Genomic DNA, 14,471 nt, shown 5'->3' with positions numbered 1-14,471 from the left:
GACGCCCCGAAACGCCGGAGCGAACGAAAAGCGCCGACCGGATGCGCCGGGAAAAGTAAAAAACGCGGGGAAGCTCCCGGGAAAGAGGCTCCCGGACAGGGAACACGGCGGCACGGCGGCCTCTTCCGAGCCCGCGCCCGGGCGGCGAGCCGCCCGACGAATACGGACCGGAAACCGGCCGAGGCCGACAGACGAGGGGCTGAGACGCGCGTCCGTCTCCGCAAAAACAGAAATTACAGTACGAAACAGACCAAGAACATCGGAAAATGAAAGACGACAAAAGGCTCAAACGCAAAGTCCGCAATTCGTACATCGTATCCACGGTGAGCATCTCGCTGGTGCTCTTCCTGCTGGGTTCGGTGGGCTACCTGATGACGGCGGCGATGAAGATGGCCCGCACGTTGCAGGAGAGCGTATCGGTTACGGTCGAACTCCGCAACGGCCTCTCCGACGAACAGCGCGAGCGGCTCACCGCACAACTCACGGCCGAACCGCTCGTCGGTACGATCGCCTACTCCCCGAAGGAGGAGAAGCTCGCCGACAACGACTTCCGCAAAATGTTCGAAAGCGAGTTCGAGGAGATCCTCGAAGAGAACCCGCTGCTCGACTCGTTCGAGCTGAAGCTCACGTCCCGCTCGGAGCAACGGGAGGAGCTGGAGGCATTCGTCCGCAAGGTCGAAGCGATGGAGGGCGTGGATCGCGTCTCCTATCCGGCGATGATGATCGAACGGCTCCATACGACCGTGAACCGGATCCGTCTGGTGCTGCTGCTCTTCGGCGGCGCACTGCTCGCGATTTCGCTCATCCTGCTGAACAACACCATCCGGCTGGCGATCTTCTCGAAACGCTACCTCATCAACACGATGAAACTGGTGGGTGCGACCAAGTGGTTCATCATGAGGCCGTTCCTTGCGAGCAGCATCACACAGGGCATCCTCGCCGGACTGGGCGCGGCGCTCCTATTCGTACTGGCGGTCTGGGGGCTGAACGAGACCATCCCCGAGCTGACGACCGTCGCCGAAGCGGGCAAGGTGGGCATCATTCTCGGCACGATGGTCGCCGGCGGCATCCTGATCTCGCTGCTGTTCACCTTCTTCGCGGTCAACAAATTCGTCAACATGAAAACCAACAAGATATACCTCTACTGAATGAAAACCACAGAACAGAACACCCCGCAGACGGAAAATCCGAAAATGCCGCTTACGCGCAAAAACTACATCCTGCTGCTCGCCGGCTTCGGCATCATCCTCCTCGGCTTCGTACTGATGGCCGGCGGAGGCAGCGACTCGCCCGACGAGTTCAACTACGCCATGTTCTCGTGGCGGCGCATCACGCTGGCCCCGATCCTCGTGGTCGGCGGCTTCGTCATGGAAATCTACGCCATCCTGAAACGCTATTAGCCTATGGACACCCTACAAGCGATCCTGCTCGGCATCGTGCAGGGAATTACCGAGTTCCTGCCCGTGTCGAGCAGCGGACACCTCCAGATAGCCAAGGAGCTGCTGGGCGTGCGGCTCGAAGAGAACCTCTCGTTCGACGTGGCGCTCCACGCCGCCACGGTGCTGAGCACCCTCGTCGTACTGTGGCCCGAGGTGCGGGGGCTGCTGCTCGGCCTCTTTCGGCGAGGGATGAACGAGGAGAAGAGCTACATCCTCAAACTGATCCTCTCGATGATTCCCATCGGAATCGTGGGGCTCGCCTTCAAGGAGCAGCTCGACGCGCTGCTCGCATCGCCCGCGATCCTCGCCCTCGTAGGCGCCATGCTGCTGCTCACGGCGGCGCTGCTCGCGTTCGCCTACTACGCCAAACCCCGTCCCAAGGAGCACATCTCCTACCGCGACGCCTTCCTGATCGGTCTGGCACAGGCGTGCGCCGCCATGCCGGGTCTTTCGCGCTCGGGTTCGACCATCGCGACGGGACTGCTGCTGGGCAACCGGAAAGCCGCCGTGGCGCAATTCTCGTTCCTCATGGTGCTGGCGCCCATCATGGGCGAAACGCTGCTGCAACTCATCGACGGCTCGCTGACGGCTTCGGTAGGCGCCGGACCGCTCGCCGCAGGGTTCCTCGCATCGTTCGCAACGGGCTGTCTGGCCTGCAAATTCATGATCGAAACCGTCAAACGCGGCCGTCTCATCTGGTTCGCCCTCTACTGCGCACTGGCCGGCACGGTCTCGATCCTCAGTTACCTCTTTTGACGCCATGACCGTGAAACAACCGGTGCGCACCGCCGAACTCGATCTGCGGGGCATCAATTTCGAAGAGGGCTACATCGCCGTGATCGACAAACCGCTCGGATGGACCTCCACGGACGTGGTGCGCAAGATCAAATTCACGCTCCGCAATCTGGGATACCCGAAAATCAAGGTCGGCCACGCCGGCACGCTCGATCCGCTGGCGACGGGCATCCTCGTCGTCTGCATCGGCAAGGCCACCAAAATGGCGGACGCATTGCAGGCCGAGGAGAAGGAGTATGTAACCGACATCCGGCTCGGAGCCACGACACCCAGCTACGACCTCGAACACCCCGTCGACAAGACCTATCCCACGGAGCACATCACGCGCGAGATGGTCCTCGAAGCGCTCGCCTCGCTCACGGGCGAACGCTATCAGACCCCGCCTCTCTATTCGGCCAAAAAAATCGAAGGCACGCGCGCCTACGAACTGGCCCGTGCGGGCGAAGAGGTCGAACTCAGACAGTCGCTCATCCGCATCTACGAAATGAACCTCGTGGCATGCGACCTGCCGCGCATCCGCGTGCACGTGCGTTGCAGCAAGGGAACCTATATCCGTTCGCTGGGCCGCGAAATCGGCGAAGCGCTCCGCAGCGGCGCCCATCTCGAATCGCTCCGGCGCACGCGCAGCGGCGGCTTCCGGCTCGACATGGCCTACGATCTGGAATTTTTTCTGCAAAGACTCGAAATGAGCGAAACAAAATAGATTTTTTCACGTATTTATTTACAATCCATATTTCCGTGTCCGGACCAAACGATCATTTACAGCTATGAAATTATCTCAATACGGGTACGACTTCAGCCCCGAGCTGCTGGCCAAATATCCGGCCGTCAATCGCGACGAATCGCGCCTGATGGTCGTCAACCGTGCGAAAGGAACCGTCGAACACCGCATTTTCAAGGACATCATCGACTACTTCGGCGAAAAGGACGTCTTCGTCTTCAACGACACGAAGGTCTTCCCGGCCCGGCTGTACGGCAACAAGGAGAAAACGGGCGCCGAGATCGAAATCTTCCTGCTGCGCGAACTCAACCGCGAGCTGCGGCTCTGGGACGTGCTGGTGGATCCCGCCCGCAAGATCCGCATCGGCAACAAACTCTACTTCGGCGACGACGACCTTCTGGTGGCCGAAGTGATCGACAACACCACTTCGCGCGGCCGCACGCTGCGTTTTCTGTTCGACGGCTCGTACGAGGAGTTCAAGGAGGCGCTGTTCAAGATGGGCGAAACGCCTCTGCCGAAATGGGTCCGCGAAAAGGTCGAACCCGAAGACGCCGAACGCTATCAGACGATCTTCGCCCGCCACGAGGGCGCCGTGGCCGCTCCGACGGCCGGCATGCACTTCTCGAAACACCTGATGAAGCGCATGGAGATCCGCGGCATCGACAGCGCCTTCGTAACGCTCCACGTCGGGCTGGGCAATTTCCGCACGGTGGACGTCGAGGACCTCTCGAAACACAAGATGGATTCCGAGCAGTTCTTCGTAACGGACGAGGCCGCCCGTATCGTCAACCGCGCCAAGGAACAGGGGCACAAGATCGCAGCGATCGGAACGACCGTCATGCGGACGCTCGAAACGGCCGTTTCGACCCGCGGCATGATCAAGCCCATGGAGGGCTGGACCAACAAGTTCATCTTCTATCCCTACGACTTCACGGTGGCCGATGCCATGGTAACGAACTTCCATCTGCCCTATTCCACGCAGCTGATGATGGTGGCGGCGTTCGGGGGCTACGAACGTATCATGAACGCCTACAAGATCGCCCGCGAAGAAAAATACCGCTTCGGCACCTACGGCGACGCGATGCTGATCCTGTAAATCCGTCCGCAGCGTGCCGACCGCGGCCGCGGCTCCCGTTCCGGCGAGGGAAGAGCGAGGGAAGGGCGAGGGCGCCGCGTTTGCAGGCGGGAAGTTCCGATGTTTCCGATTTTTTTCACTATCTTTGTATCCGTAAAAATTTTCGACCATGGCATCAAGCAGGATATTGTACGTCTGTCAGGAGATCACGCCCTATCTTCCCGAAACGGAGGGTTCCGTTCTGTGCCGCCGTCTTTCGCAGGCCATGCAGGAGCGGGGCAACGAGATCCGTACGTTCATGCCGCGCTACGGCTGCATCAACGAACGCCGCCACCAGCTCCACGAGGTGATCCGGCTTTCGGGCATGAACCTGATTATCGACGACAACGACCACCAGCTCATCATCAAGGTGGCTTCGATCCCCTCGGCGCGCGTGCAGATCTACTTCATCGACAACGACGACTACTTCGCCCGCAAGGCCGTGCTCGAAGACGCAGACGGACACTACTTCCCCGACAACGACGAACGAGCCATCTTTTTTGCGCGGGGTGTGCTGGAAACGGTCAAGAAACTGCGTTGGCCCCCCACGATCGTACACTGCCACGGCTGGTTCACGGGCGTCATGCCCGTCTACCTGAAAAAGGTCTTCGCCGACGACCCCATCTTCCGCCACGTGAAAGTCGTCGTATCGCTCTACGGCGACGGCTTCGACGGGGAGCTGGACAAAGGCTTCCGCACGAAGATCGCCAACGAAGGGGTCAAAGACAAAAATCTCGAAATTCTCGACTCCCCGTCATACGAAAACCTCTGCCGCTTCGTTATGAACTATGCCGACGGTGTGATCGTTGCTTCGGAAGAAGTCGCCCCCGCGGTGTTGGAAATCGCACGCGGCAGCGGAAAGCCCCTCCTCGAATACCAATCGCCCGAGGCGGAGGACTTTTTCGCAAACTACAATCGTTTCTATGATGAGATTCAATAGGTTCCGCCGCATCTTCCGTACGTGGGCCGCGCTGTCGGTCGCCGCCGCAGCGCTGGGCGGCTGCACGACCTCCGACGACACGCTCGGTACGGGCTTCCTGCCCGACAATCAGGAGATGCGCACGGGGACGCTGCGCCTGACCGCGGCCGAACGCCTCTTCGAGACCCGTCTCTATCAGACGGATTCCGTCCGCGCAGCCAATCTCGGCACGGGCTATTTCGGCTCGACGCGCAACGATACCACCGGCTTCGCCGAAGCGGGATTCATGTCCCAATATCTGAGCTATTACACCATCGAGGATGGGTATTTCGGTTATCGTCCGATCTTCGACTCCGCGCAAATCATCCTTTCGATCTCCGCACACGGACGCGACACGATCACTCCGCAGACCTTCAACGTCTACGAAATCACGAGCAACGACTATCTCACGAAAAACGGCGATACGACGTTCTATCTCAACTTCGACCCCACGCCCTACGTGAGCGACGAACCGCTTTTCAGCTTCACCTTTCCGGACGAAAGCGGCCTCGTAACAGGCGAAAACGGACGGTCGGTTACGATGACTCCGACCGAGCGCGGCCGCGAATTCGTCTACCGGCTGATGATCTCGGACGGCAAGACACCCGTGCAGACCGACGTGGACTACACCGTTTATCAGGACCCGAAAAAGTTCGTCGACGTATTCAAAGGCCTCTACATCAAACCGGCAAAGACCGTAACCGAAGCGGGCAAAGGCTCCGTATACGGAACCGCGCTCTCCTCGTCGGGTTTCTCCGTCTATGCCCGCAACCGCGTAGAATCGGACCCTACGCTCATCAAAGACACGATCGGAGCCACCTACTACTTCTACGATTCGCAGGTTACGGCCGCGGGCAATCAGTCGGTGAACATCGTGCGGCACGACTACACAGGCTCCGAAATCAATATCGAAGATGCCGTGGAGACCAATCCCGACCGTCCGATCACGCAGAACGTCATCGTCTCGGGCATGGGAGGCGTCATCACGGAGCTGACCTTCACACAAGCGTTCTTCGACGCCCTCGAAGCGGAAATCGACCGTGTCAACAAAGAGGCGGCCGCCTCGAACGGCGGCGAGCCGTCCGAAAACTACCGGACGCTCGCCGTGAACCGCGCGATCCTGAATCTTTACTTCCGAGGCGCGGACTATGCGTGGGAGAAACTCGATCAGGCGGTCGTAACGCCTCTGATGGAGGCTTCGCTCGACCGCATCGGCAGCTACACCGACTTCAAAACCCTGACCGCCATTCCCGACTACGACTTCTACTCGGAGAAAAATTACGAGAACTACGTACTGGCCTACGGCGGCTACATCAACCGCAGTCAGGGCTGTTTCGCGCTCGACATCTCGGGTTACATCCAGAAGTTGTGGAACAGCTACATCGAGGCGAAAGGCTCCCGCCGCTCGGACGACGAGGCGGTGGACCTCTCGAAAATAGCGGACCGCTCGCTCTATCTCGGCCCCGAAGCATACAGCCTCTACACGAACTATTTCACCGACGTGCAGGGCATGGCCGGCGAGGGGAATACGGCACCGCTGAAAATAGACCTCACGTACACGCTGATAAAGTAAAAGTTACAATACGACAGGAATGTGCGACCGGCCTAAGTACAAGACACTTAGGTTTTCGTATTTATGAAAGACAGATTGGCAATGCAGGAAAATTTAGTAATCGTCGAGTCTCCCGCCAAAGCGAAAACCATCGAAAAATTCCTCGGGAAAGACTACGTCGTGAAATCGAGTTTCGGGCACATCCGTGACCTTTCGAAAAAGGATCTCGGCATCCATATCGACGACGGATTCAAACCCGTCTACGAGATTCCGAGCGACAAGAAGAAAGTCGTGGACGAACTGTCGAAGCTGGCCCGCAACACGAAAACCGTGTGGCTCGCATCCGATGAAGACCGCGAAGGCGAGGCTATCGCATGGCACCTGACCGAAGTGTTGGGCCTCCCGGTCGATCAGACGAAGCGCATCGTTTTCCACGAAATCACCAAACGGGCGATCCTCGAAGCCATCGAGAATCCCCGCACGGTCAACATGAACCTCGTCAACGCGCAGCAGGCGCGCCGCATACTGGACCGTCTGGTGGGCTTCGAACTCTCGCCCGTGCTGTGGAAGAAGGTGCGGCCGTCGCTCTCGGCCGGCCGCGTACAGAGCGTAGCCGTCAGGCTGCTGGTCGAACGCGAACGCGAAATCATCGCCTTCCGGTCGACGCCCTACTTCCGCGTCGTGGCGCAGTTCCATGCCGCCGAAGATCCGGACGAAGTGCTGTTCAAAGCCGAATTGTCGTCGCGGTTCAACACCCGCGACGAGGCCGAGCGGTTCCTCGAAAGCTGCAAAGGCGCCTCTTTCACCGTATCGAAAGCGGAGGAGAAGCCTGCGCAGCGCCATCCGGCTCCGCCTTTCACCACCTCCACGCTCCAGCAGGAGGCGGGCCGCAAGCTGGGCATGTCCGTCTCGCAGACGATGTCGGTGGCGCAGCACCTCTACGAACAGGGTCTAATCACCTACATGCGTACCGACTCGGTGAACCTTTCTCAGCAAGCGCTGGCCCAATGCAAGGAGGAGGTCATCAAACTCTTCGGCGAGAAGTACTCGCACCGGTTCAACTACAAGACCAAAACCAAGGGCGCTCAGGAGGCCCACGAGGCCATCCGTCCGTCCTACATCGACCGCCAGTCGATCGAAGGCACGCCGGCCGAAAAACGGCTCTACGACCTGATCTGGAAGCGCACGGTGGCCTCGCAGATGGTCCCGGCCGAAATCGACCGCACGACCGTGGTGATCGACACCGACGCTTCGCAGCTCCAGTTCGTCGCCACGGGCGAGGTGATCCGCTTCGACGGTTTCCTGCGGCTCTACTCCGAGTCGACCGACGACGATACGGCCGAACAGAGCACTGAGGGGCTCCTGCCCAAAATGCAGCCCGGCGACCGTGTGATCCCGACGCAGATCGCCGCTACGGAGCGCTTCACGCAGGCTCCGCCCCGCTACAACGAGGCGTCGCTCGTCAAACGCCTCGAAGAGCTCGGCATCGGCCGTCCGTCGACCTACGCGCCGACCATCACCACGATCATCAACCGCGGTTACGTGGTCAAACAAAGCAAGGAGGGGCAGAAACGCGCCTACGTGCAGCTCACGCTGGAGCACGGCAAGATCACGCAGAAGAACCTCACGGAGAACTGCGGCAAGGAGAAAAACCGGCTCCAGCCCACGGACATCGGCATGGTGGTGAACGACTACCTCGAAGCGCAGTTCGACACGATCATGGACTACAACTTCACGGCCAATGTCGAGAAGGAATTCGACCGCATAGCCGACGGGGACATCACGTGGGACAAGATGATCGCCACGTTCTACGGTCCTTTCCACCGGATGGTCAACAAGGCCATCGGCACCCAGACCGACAAGCTGGCGCAGGTCCGCGTACTCGGCACCGACCCCGCCACGGGCCACACCGTCAAGGCACGCATCGGCCGCTACGGACCGATGGTGGAGATCGAGGGCGCGGAGGGCGAAAAGGCGCGCTTCGCCTCGCTCAAGAAGGGCCAGCTCATCGAGTCGATCACGCTCGACGAAGCGCTGGCGCTCTTCGCCCTGCCCCGCCGCCTCGGCGAACTCGACGGCGAGGAGCTCGCGGTAGGCATCGGCAAATACGGCGCCTATGTCCGCTACGGCAAGTCGTTCGCCTCGCTGGCCAAGCACGACGATCCCTATACGATCACCTACGAACGCGCCGTGGAACTCGTGCAGGAGCACAAAGCCGCAGCCGCGGCTGCGCATACGCCGCTGAGGACCTTCGAGGAAGACCCGGAAATGCTCGTCAAGAGCGGACGCTACGGTCCCTACATCGCCTACAAAGGCAAGAACTACCGGTTGCCCAAAGGCACCAAACCCGATACGCTGACCCTCGACGACTGCCGCAGGATCGTCGCCGCATCGAAAAAATGAGTTCCGCGATTCCGACATGAAACATGAAAAGGGTAAGGAACAAGCCATCGAATAGCGGGCGGCGCCGAACGACGTAAAACCGGAGCGGGGCGAAATGCAGCGCAGCGCACCGGAACGAATCGAGGCGGCTCGCCCCTGTCCTCGCCGCCGCCGGACGAGAGGGCCTTTTTCGGCCGACCGGCTGCAATCCGGACCGGACAAAGAGGGGGGGGGAGGCAAACCGTAAAAACGACTGCAAGAAAAAGAAATAAAACTCATTCAACCAAACAAAACCTACTTAACGACATGAAAAAAATCCTCACTACCGTCCTGACACTCTGCGTGGCTTTCACCGCCGCAGCACAGACTCCGGAGCAGCCGGCCGAAGAGAAAAAGACCGAAGGGTATGTCTTCACCGACGTGAAGGTCCTCCCGACCACGCCCGTAAAGAACCAGCACCGCAGCGGCACCTGCTGGTGCTATTCGACGCTCACGTTCCTCGAAGGTGAGATTCTGCGTGCGGGCGGCAAGGAGATGCATCTCTCGGAGATGTTCATCGTCCGCCACTCCTTCATGGACAAAGCCGTGAAATACGTACGCCTGCACGGCGAACTCAACTTCGCCGAAGGCGGTGCCGCGCACGACGTAACCGAAGGGATCAAAGCCCACGGCATCGTCCCCTACGAAGTCTATCCGGGATTCAACTACGGCACCGACAAACCCGACTTCCATGAGCTTTCGGCCGTATTGAAAGGCTACCTCGACGCCGTGATCGCAGCCGGCGACAAGACGGGACTTCCCCTCTCGACGGCTTGGCAGCGCGGCTTCAATGCCATCCTCGACGAATACTTCGGCGAGTTGCCCGAGACGTTCACCTACGAGGGCAAGGAGTATACGCCCGAGTCGTTCGCGGCATCGCTGCCGATCCGCATGGACGACTACGTGGACATCTCGTCGTTCACGCACCATCCGTTCTACACGCAATTCATCATGGAAGTTCCCGACAACTGGATGTGGGGCACGGTCTACAACGTACCGCTGGAGGATATGATGGCCATCGTGGACAACGCTCTGGAGAACGGCTATCCGCTCGCATGGGGCACCGACGTAAGCGAAAAGGGCTTCAGCCGCACGAAGGCGATCGGCATCGTCCCCGAAGCCGATCTCGACGGCATGAACGGCACCGAGTCGGCCCGCTGGGGCAAACTCACCGAAGCCGAGAAGGAGGCCGCGCTCTACAAGTTCGACAAACCCGGCAAGGAGAAGCAGATCACGCAGCAGATGCGTCAGGAGGCTTTCGACAACTACCTCACCACCGACGATCACGGCATGGTGATTGTCGGCACGGCAGTCGATCAGGCCGGTAACAAATACTTCAAGGTGCAGAATTCGTGGGACGCACTGCCTCCCTACGACGGATATTGGTATTTTTCGCGTCCGTTCGTAGAGTTCAAGACGATTTCGCTGATGGTCAACAAGAACGCCATCCCGAAAGATATCCGCAAGAAACTCGGTCTCTGACGGAACCGAACCATAACCACCCTGCAAGAGAGGCTGTCTGATGAATTCAGACAGCCTCTCTCTTTTTTGCACGGCCTGCACGCGGATCGGACTTCGGGCGAACTGAACTATGAGCGGAACCGGTCTATTTTTTCGCAACGATGATGCAATAAATAATTGCATCTCCGGTTTTTCTGTTGAATTCGAAACAAACAGATGTCCCCATTGAATCGAATTGCCATGAAAGCGTCTCCGCCCCCGATCTCCGTAGGTGCACTGCGTGTCAGCGCAGCCCTCCCCGCCGGTCCGACAGATCGTCGAAACGAGTCTCCCGGCAAAAGAAACGGTTTCGGGAAACCGAGCGCAGGATCGAACAAGATCTGAGCTATGCCGAGCGAGAAAACGACTGCACAAAAAACGAACCTAAAAACCGCAACCCATGAAAATACGATGCCTATGCCGCAGCTGCAAAAGCAAAACCCGGTCTTTACGAAAAACCGAGCGCACCCCGAGAATAAAATTTGCATGAAAAGGGCCGTCTCCGACCGAATAGCTCTTCTTGAGAACCGAACGGCATACACTCCGTATCGCCGCCCCCATGAGATCGTGCGGAAAGCGCAATCGCAGACGGACAGCCCCGGCTCCCCATTGTCGGAGAAGTCGGCAAGAATCGTCCGGACGGGAACTGTCCGACGGAAGTTCGGGCATCCGTTTTGTGTCCGAAAAAATATTTGCTACCTTTATCCGCTCAAAACCGGAGGTGAGAATGAAAATCGCAACACACATCCTGATGCTGGTCTCCTGCCTGCTGTTCGCCGTCCCGCAGGCCGCAGCCCAGCAACCGGTTCCCCGCGATCACGACAACCTCAACTCCATCGCCGAAGACCTCACCCAGATCGGCAAAGCCGACGGGCTCGCTCCCCGCCAAGCGGCCGATTCGGCTGCACTCGATACGATACCCGCCCAGAAAGCCGGTCTGATCCGCCGTATCATCGACTATTACAGCCGTTCGAACGTGGACCGCACGTTCGAAAAGAAAATGGACTGGAGCATCGCTCCGGGACCGAGCTACTCGTCCGATGTCGGCTTCGGTCTGGGTTTTCTGCTGGCCGGCCTCTACCGCATCGACCGCACCGACTCGGTAACGATCCCCTCGAACATATCGATTTACGGCAACTTCACGACCAAAAAATTCGTGCTGCTGCGCTGCTCGGGCGAAAACAACTACAACCACAACCGCCAGCGATTCAACTACTCGGGTGCTTTCGTCTACTTTCCGGGTGCCTTTTACGGGGTCGGCTACGAGGACGGCCGGCTCGGTTATTCGCAAAAACTCACCACCACGACCGGACTGCTGCGTCTGTCCTACTGCACGGCCATTCTGCCCAAAGCCTATATCGGCGTAAGCGGCGGCATCGACTACTCGGGAGCGAAATACGCGAAAAGCAGCATCGGACAGCAGCTCGAAGAGATAAAAAACGGCGTCATCGAAAACCCGGGCGGGACGATCGGCGAGCTGTACGAGTTATGGACGCAGGGACGCTACGATCCCGCTTTGCAGGACCCCTTCTCGAACTACATCGCCGCCACGGGCGACAAGCCCGACGCATTCAACGCCAACATCGGCCTCTTCTTTCAGTACGATTCGCGCGACGTGCCGTTCAATGCCCGCAAAGGCGTCTTCGTGAAGGCCGAAGCCAAGTGGTATCCCAAGTTTTTAGGCAACACGGGCCGCAATTTCGGCCGCTTTACGCTCACGTTCGACTGGTATCAGCAGCTTTGGAAAGGCGCCGTCGTGGCCTACGACCTCTATGCCGACGTCATAGCCGGCACCCCTTCGTGGCACATGTATGCCAAGCTGGGCGGTATGGAGCGCATGCGCGGTTATTACGAAGGGCGTTACCGCGACAAGCGGATGGTGGAGACGCAGGTCGAACTGCGACAAAGAATCTACCGCCGGCACGGCGTCGTGGGTTGGTTCGGGCTCGGCAATATCTGGGGCCGGCAGCATTTCAGGTGGGACAGGACCCTTTACAGTTTCGGCGTCGGCTATCGTTTCGAGTTCAAGAGCCGGATGAACATCCGCCTCGACTACGGCTGGGGCGTCTTCGGAAACAGCAACCTGCCGTGGGACCGCAAACGTTCGTCGGCCTTTCTCTTCACGGCTTCGGAAGCCTTCTAAAGATACCACACGACCGCCGCGTCGCCCAGATCCCGGACGGAGAGCCGGATGGGTTCTCCGTCGCCGACGCACCCTTCGATCCATCCGTCGCCGGAGGCGGTCAGATGCAGATCGCGCGTCAGCGAAAGTCCCTGCCGGCCGGATAATTTGCAGAGCACCTCCTTCGCACACCACGCCGCAGCCCCGAAGCGCGGATCGGCTTCGCCGAGCGAACGCTCCGCCAAGGTCAGGTAACGCGGTACGACACGCGCGAAATCGCGGTCGTAACGTTCTATATCCACGGCGCACGGCCGGTCGGACAACGCGACGGCCGCACGACCCGCACCGTGCGAAACACCGATGCACACGTCGGGTCTGTCCGCAAGGTATGGGGCTCCGCACGCGGCATAACGGATCGCGACGGGCCCCAGCTCGCGGTAGACTATCGCCCGCCACGACAGGTATTCCCGCCGGCGGGACGGAGCGAACGACGCCGAAGCGATCCGGTCGGCCGCCTTCACCGCCCGCAAAGCATCGGCCTCGGGAAGCAGGGGTTCGACGATGAGCCGTCTATCCATGAAGCACGACCCTGAGTTTGTCGACGCGGCGGCCGTCGAGGCTTTCGACCGTGAAGTCGATGCCGTGGGCCGTGAACGTATCGCCCTTGGCGGGGAAGTCGCGTTTGAGTTCGAGAATCAACCCTCCGAGCGTCTCGGCTTCGCCCTTCACATCGGAGAAGGTCTCCTCGCCGAGACTCAGCACCCGCTCGAAATCGCCGATGTGGGTCTTGCCGTCGAAGAGATAGGTCGTCTCGTCGAGCCGTTTGTAGAAGGTTTCGTCCATGTCGCTCTCGTCGGAAATCTCGCCCACGATCTCCTCGATGATGTCCTCGAGCGAGACGAGCCCCAACGTCGAACCGTACTCGTCGACCACGATCGCCATGTGGACCTTGTTCGCCTGAAAATCCTCCAGCAGATCGCTGATTTTCTTGTTCCCGGGCACGAAATAGGATTTGCGGATCAACTGCTGCCAGCCGAACTCGTCGCCGCGGTCGATGTAGGGCAGCAGATCTTTGACATAGAGCGTGCCCCGAATGTTGTCGATCTCGCCTTCGTAGACCGGAATGCGCGAAAATCCCGAACGGATGATCGAGTCCTTCACCTTCCCGTAGCTGTCGGTGATATTCACGGCCGTAATATCCATCCGCGGCTTCATGATCTCCACGGCCTCGGTATTCACGAAGTTGACGATCCCCGAAAGAATCTCGTGCTCTTCGTGCGACGTGGTTTGCGTCATATCGACCGCATCGGCCAGCTCGTCGAGCGAAATCTCGCTTTTGTGCGCGGCCTTCTCACTGATCCGGCTGCCCGTGTTGACGAGCAGGTAGGAGATCGGATAGAAAAGCCATCGGAGCACGCGGATCGGCCGCGCCACGAGGCACGCGAACCGCACGTGCATGGTCTGCGCCAGCACCTTCGGCAAAATTTCGCCGAAAAGCAGCAGCAGGAAAGTTACGAGCACCGTCTTGAAGAGAAATTCGAACCGGCGGAACGTGAAGATCGAGTCGATGATCCCCGAAGCGAGAATCACGATGCAGATGTTCACGAGGTTGTTGACCACGAGGATCGTAGCCAGCAGCATGTCGACGTTCTTCAGCAGGAAGAGCACCGCTTCGGCCGAAGCGGATTTCTGCTCGCGGATGCGGCGCACATCGGAACGGGACAACGAGAAAAAGGCGGTTTCGGCTCCCGAAACGAGGGCCGAAACCAAAAGCAGACAGCATGCGGCGGCACACATCACCGCGATGCGGGGCGACATGCCGTTACAGATGATCCACGCAGACCCGGGT

12 protein-coding genes are annotated in these 14,471 nt (G+C 59.4%); 10 read left to right on the top strand and 2 right to left on the bottom strand.

Features of this window, described 5'->3' with window-relative positions:
- The first annotated feature begins 266 nt into the window (after nucleotides 1–266).
- The 10 genes from BN3659_RS05955 to BN3659_RS05910 all read left to right on the top strand — a co-directional run bounded on the left by BN3659_RS05955 (nucleotide 267) and on the right by BN3659_RS05910 (nucleotide 12,643).
- Nucleotides 267–1,148 (top strand): cell division protein FtsX, encoded by an 882-nt coding sequence (locus tag BN3659_RS05955; RefSeq protein ID WP_091535340.1) that lies wholly within the window; start codon nucleotides 267–269, stop codon nucleotides 1,146–1,148.
- Nucleotides 1,149–1,400, top strand: coding sequence for a DUF3098 domain-containing protein (locus BN3659_RS05950; protein WP_091535339.1), 252 nt, complete (start codon nucleotides 1,149–1,151; stop codon nucleotides 1,398–1,400). It begins immediately after the preceding gene.
- Nucleotides 1,401–1,403: 3 nt separating this feature from the next.
- The gene (locus BN3659_RS05945; protein ID WP_091535335.1) at nucleotides 1,404–2,195 is read left to right on the top strand and encodes an undecaprenyl-diphosphate phosphatase; all 792 of its coding nucleotides are present in this window, start codon (nucleotides 1,404–1,406) and stop codon (nucleotides 2,193–2,195) included.
- A 4-nt stretch (nucleotides 2,196–2,199) separates the two neighbouring features.
- A complete protein-coding gene (gene truB / locus BN3659_RS05940) occupies nucleotides 2,200–2,937 on the top strand; it encodes a tRNA pseudouridine(55) synthase TruB (RefSeq protein ID WP_091535334.1) in 738 nt (245 codons plus the stop codon).
- A gap of 64 nt (nucleotides 2,938–3,001) precedes the next feature.
- On the top strand, nucleotides 3,002–4,051 hold the full coding sequence (queA, locus tag BN3659_RS05935; RefSeq protein ID WP_091535333.1) for a tRNA preQ1(34) S-adenosylmethionine ribosyltransferase-isomerase QueA: 1,050 nt from the start codon (nucleotides 3,002–3,004) through the stop codon (nucleotides 4,049–4,051).
- 148 nt (nucleotides 4,052–4,199) lie between these two features.
- Nucleotides 4,200–5,009: a glycogen/starch synthase gene (locus BN3659_RS05930; protein WP_091535331.1), complete on the top strand. Its 810-nt coding sequence runs from the start codon at nucleotides 4,200–4,202 to the stop codon at nucleotides 5,007–5,009.
- Nucleotides 4,993–6,600: a DUF4270 family protein gene (locus tag BN3659_RS05925; protein WP_091535330.1), complete on the top strand. Its 1,608-nt coding sequence runs from the start codon at nucleotides 4,993–4,995 to the stop codon at nucleotides 6,598–6,600. The genes BN3659_RS05930 and BN3659_RS05925 overlap by 17 nt, the downstream gene beginning before the upstream one ends.
- A gap of 81 nt (nucleotides 6,601–6,681) precedes the next feature.
- Nucleotides 6,682–8,982 carry a type I DNA topoisomerase gene (gene topA / locus BN3659_RS05920; protein WP_091535329.1) on the top strand — a complete coding sequence of 767 codons (2,301 nt, stop codon included), beginning with the start codon at nucleotides 6,682–6,684 and terminating at the stop codon, nucleotides 8,980–8,982.
- 285 nt (nucleotides 8,983–9,267) lie between these two features.
- Nucleotides 9,268–10,482, top strand: coding sequence for a C1 family peptidase (locus BN3659_RS05915; RefSeq protein WP_091535327.1), 1,215 nt, complete (start codon nucleotides 9,268–9,270; stop codon nucleotides 10,480–10,482).
- Nucleotides 10,483–11,227: 745 nt separating this feature from the next.
- Nucleotides 11,228–12,643: a BamA/TamA family outer membrane protein gene (locus BN3659_RS05910; protein ID WP_141682515.1), complete on the top strand. Its 1,416-nt coding sequence runs from the start codon at nucleotides 11,228–11,230 to the stop codon at nucleotides 12,641–12,643.
- On the opposite strand, the gene BN3659_RS05905 is transcribed toward BN3659_RS05910, so the two are convergent.
- Nucleotides 12,640–13,200 carry a 4'-phosphopantetheinyl transferase family protein gene (locus BN3659_RS05905; protein WP_091535325.1) on the bottom strand — a complete coding sequence of 187 codons (561 nt, stop codon included), beginning with the start codon at nucleotides 13,198–13,200 and terminating at the stop codon, nucleotides 12,640–12,642. The genes BN3659_RS05910 and BN3659_RS05905 overlap by 4 nt on opposite strands.
- Nucleotides 13,193–14,440 carry a gliding motility-associated protein GldE gene (gldE, locus tag BN3659_RS05900; protein WP_091535324.1) on the bottom strand — a complete coding sequence of 416 codons (1,248 nt, stop codon included), beginning with the start codon at nucleotides 14,438–14,440 and terminating at the stop codon, nucleotides 13,193–13,195. Before gldE ends, BN3659_RS05905 begins: the two co-directional genes overlap by 8 nt.
- Nucleotides 14,441–14,471: the final 31 nt, after the last annotated feature.

This window comes from Alistipes sp. CHKCI003, from assembly GCF_900021155.1.
GTDB lineage: Bacteria > Bacteroidota > Bacteroidia > Bacteroidales > Rikenellaceae > Alistipes > Alistipes excrementavium.
The sequence above is the reverse complement of the archived record's forward strand: the minus strand, read 5'-3'. Positions and strand labels throughout refer to the sequence as shown.

What these genes read in the sequence shown, in the direction of transcription:
- BN3659_RS05955 (WP_091535340.1), top strand. Translation starts at nt 267, where the DNA reads ATGAAAGACGACAAAAGGCTCAAACGCAAAGTCCGCAATTCGTACATC.
- BN3659_RS05950 (WP_091535339.1), top strand. Translation starts at nt 1,149, where the DNA reads ATGAAAACCACAGAACAGAACACCCCGCAGACGGAAAATCCGAAAATG.
- BN3659_RS05945 (WP_091535335.1), top strand. Translation starts at nt 1,404, where the DNA reads ATGGACACCCTACAAGCGATCCTGCTCGGCATCGTGCAGGGAATTACC.
- truB (WP_091535334.1), top strand. Translation starts at nt 2,200, where the DNA reads ATGACCGTGAAACAACCGGTGCGCACCGCCGAACTCGATCTGCGGGGC.
- queA (WP_091535333.1), top strand. Translation starts at nt 3,002, where the DNA reads ATGAAATTATCTCAATACGGGTACGACTTCAGCCCCGAGCTGCTGGCC.
- BN3659_RS05930 (WP_091535331.1), top strand. Translation starts at nt 4,200, where the DNA reads ATGGCATCAAGCAGGATATTGTACGTCTGTCAGGAGATCACGCCCTAT.
- BN3659_RS05925 (WP_091535330.1), top strand. Translation starts at nt 4,993, where the DNA reads ATGATGAGATTCAATAGGTTCCGCCGCATCTTCCGTACGTGGGCCGCG.
- topA (WP_091535329.1), top strand. Translation starts at nt 6,682, where the DNA reads ATGCAGGAAAATTTAGTAATCGTCGAGTCTCCCGCCAAAGCGAAAACC.
- BN3659_RS05915 (WP_091535327.1), top strand. Translation starts at nt 9,268, where the DNA reads ATGAAAAAAATCCTCACTACCGTCCTGACACTCTGCGTGGCTTTCACC.
- BN3659_RS05910 (WP_141682515.1), top strand. Translation starts at nt 11,228, where the DNA reads ATGAAAATCGCAACACACATCCTGATGCTGGTCTCCTGCCTGCTGTTC.
- BN3659_RS05905 (WP_091535325.1), bottom strand. Translation starts at nt 13,200, where the DNA reads ATGGATAGACGGCTCATCGTCGAACCCCTGCTTCCCGAGGCCGATGCT.
- gldE (WP_091535324.1), bottom strand. Translation starts at nt 14,440, where the DNA reads ATGTCGCCCCGCATCGCGGTGATGTGTGCCGCCGCATGCTGTCTGCTT.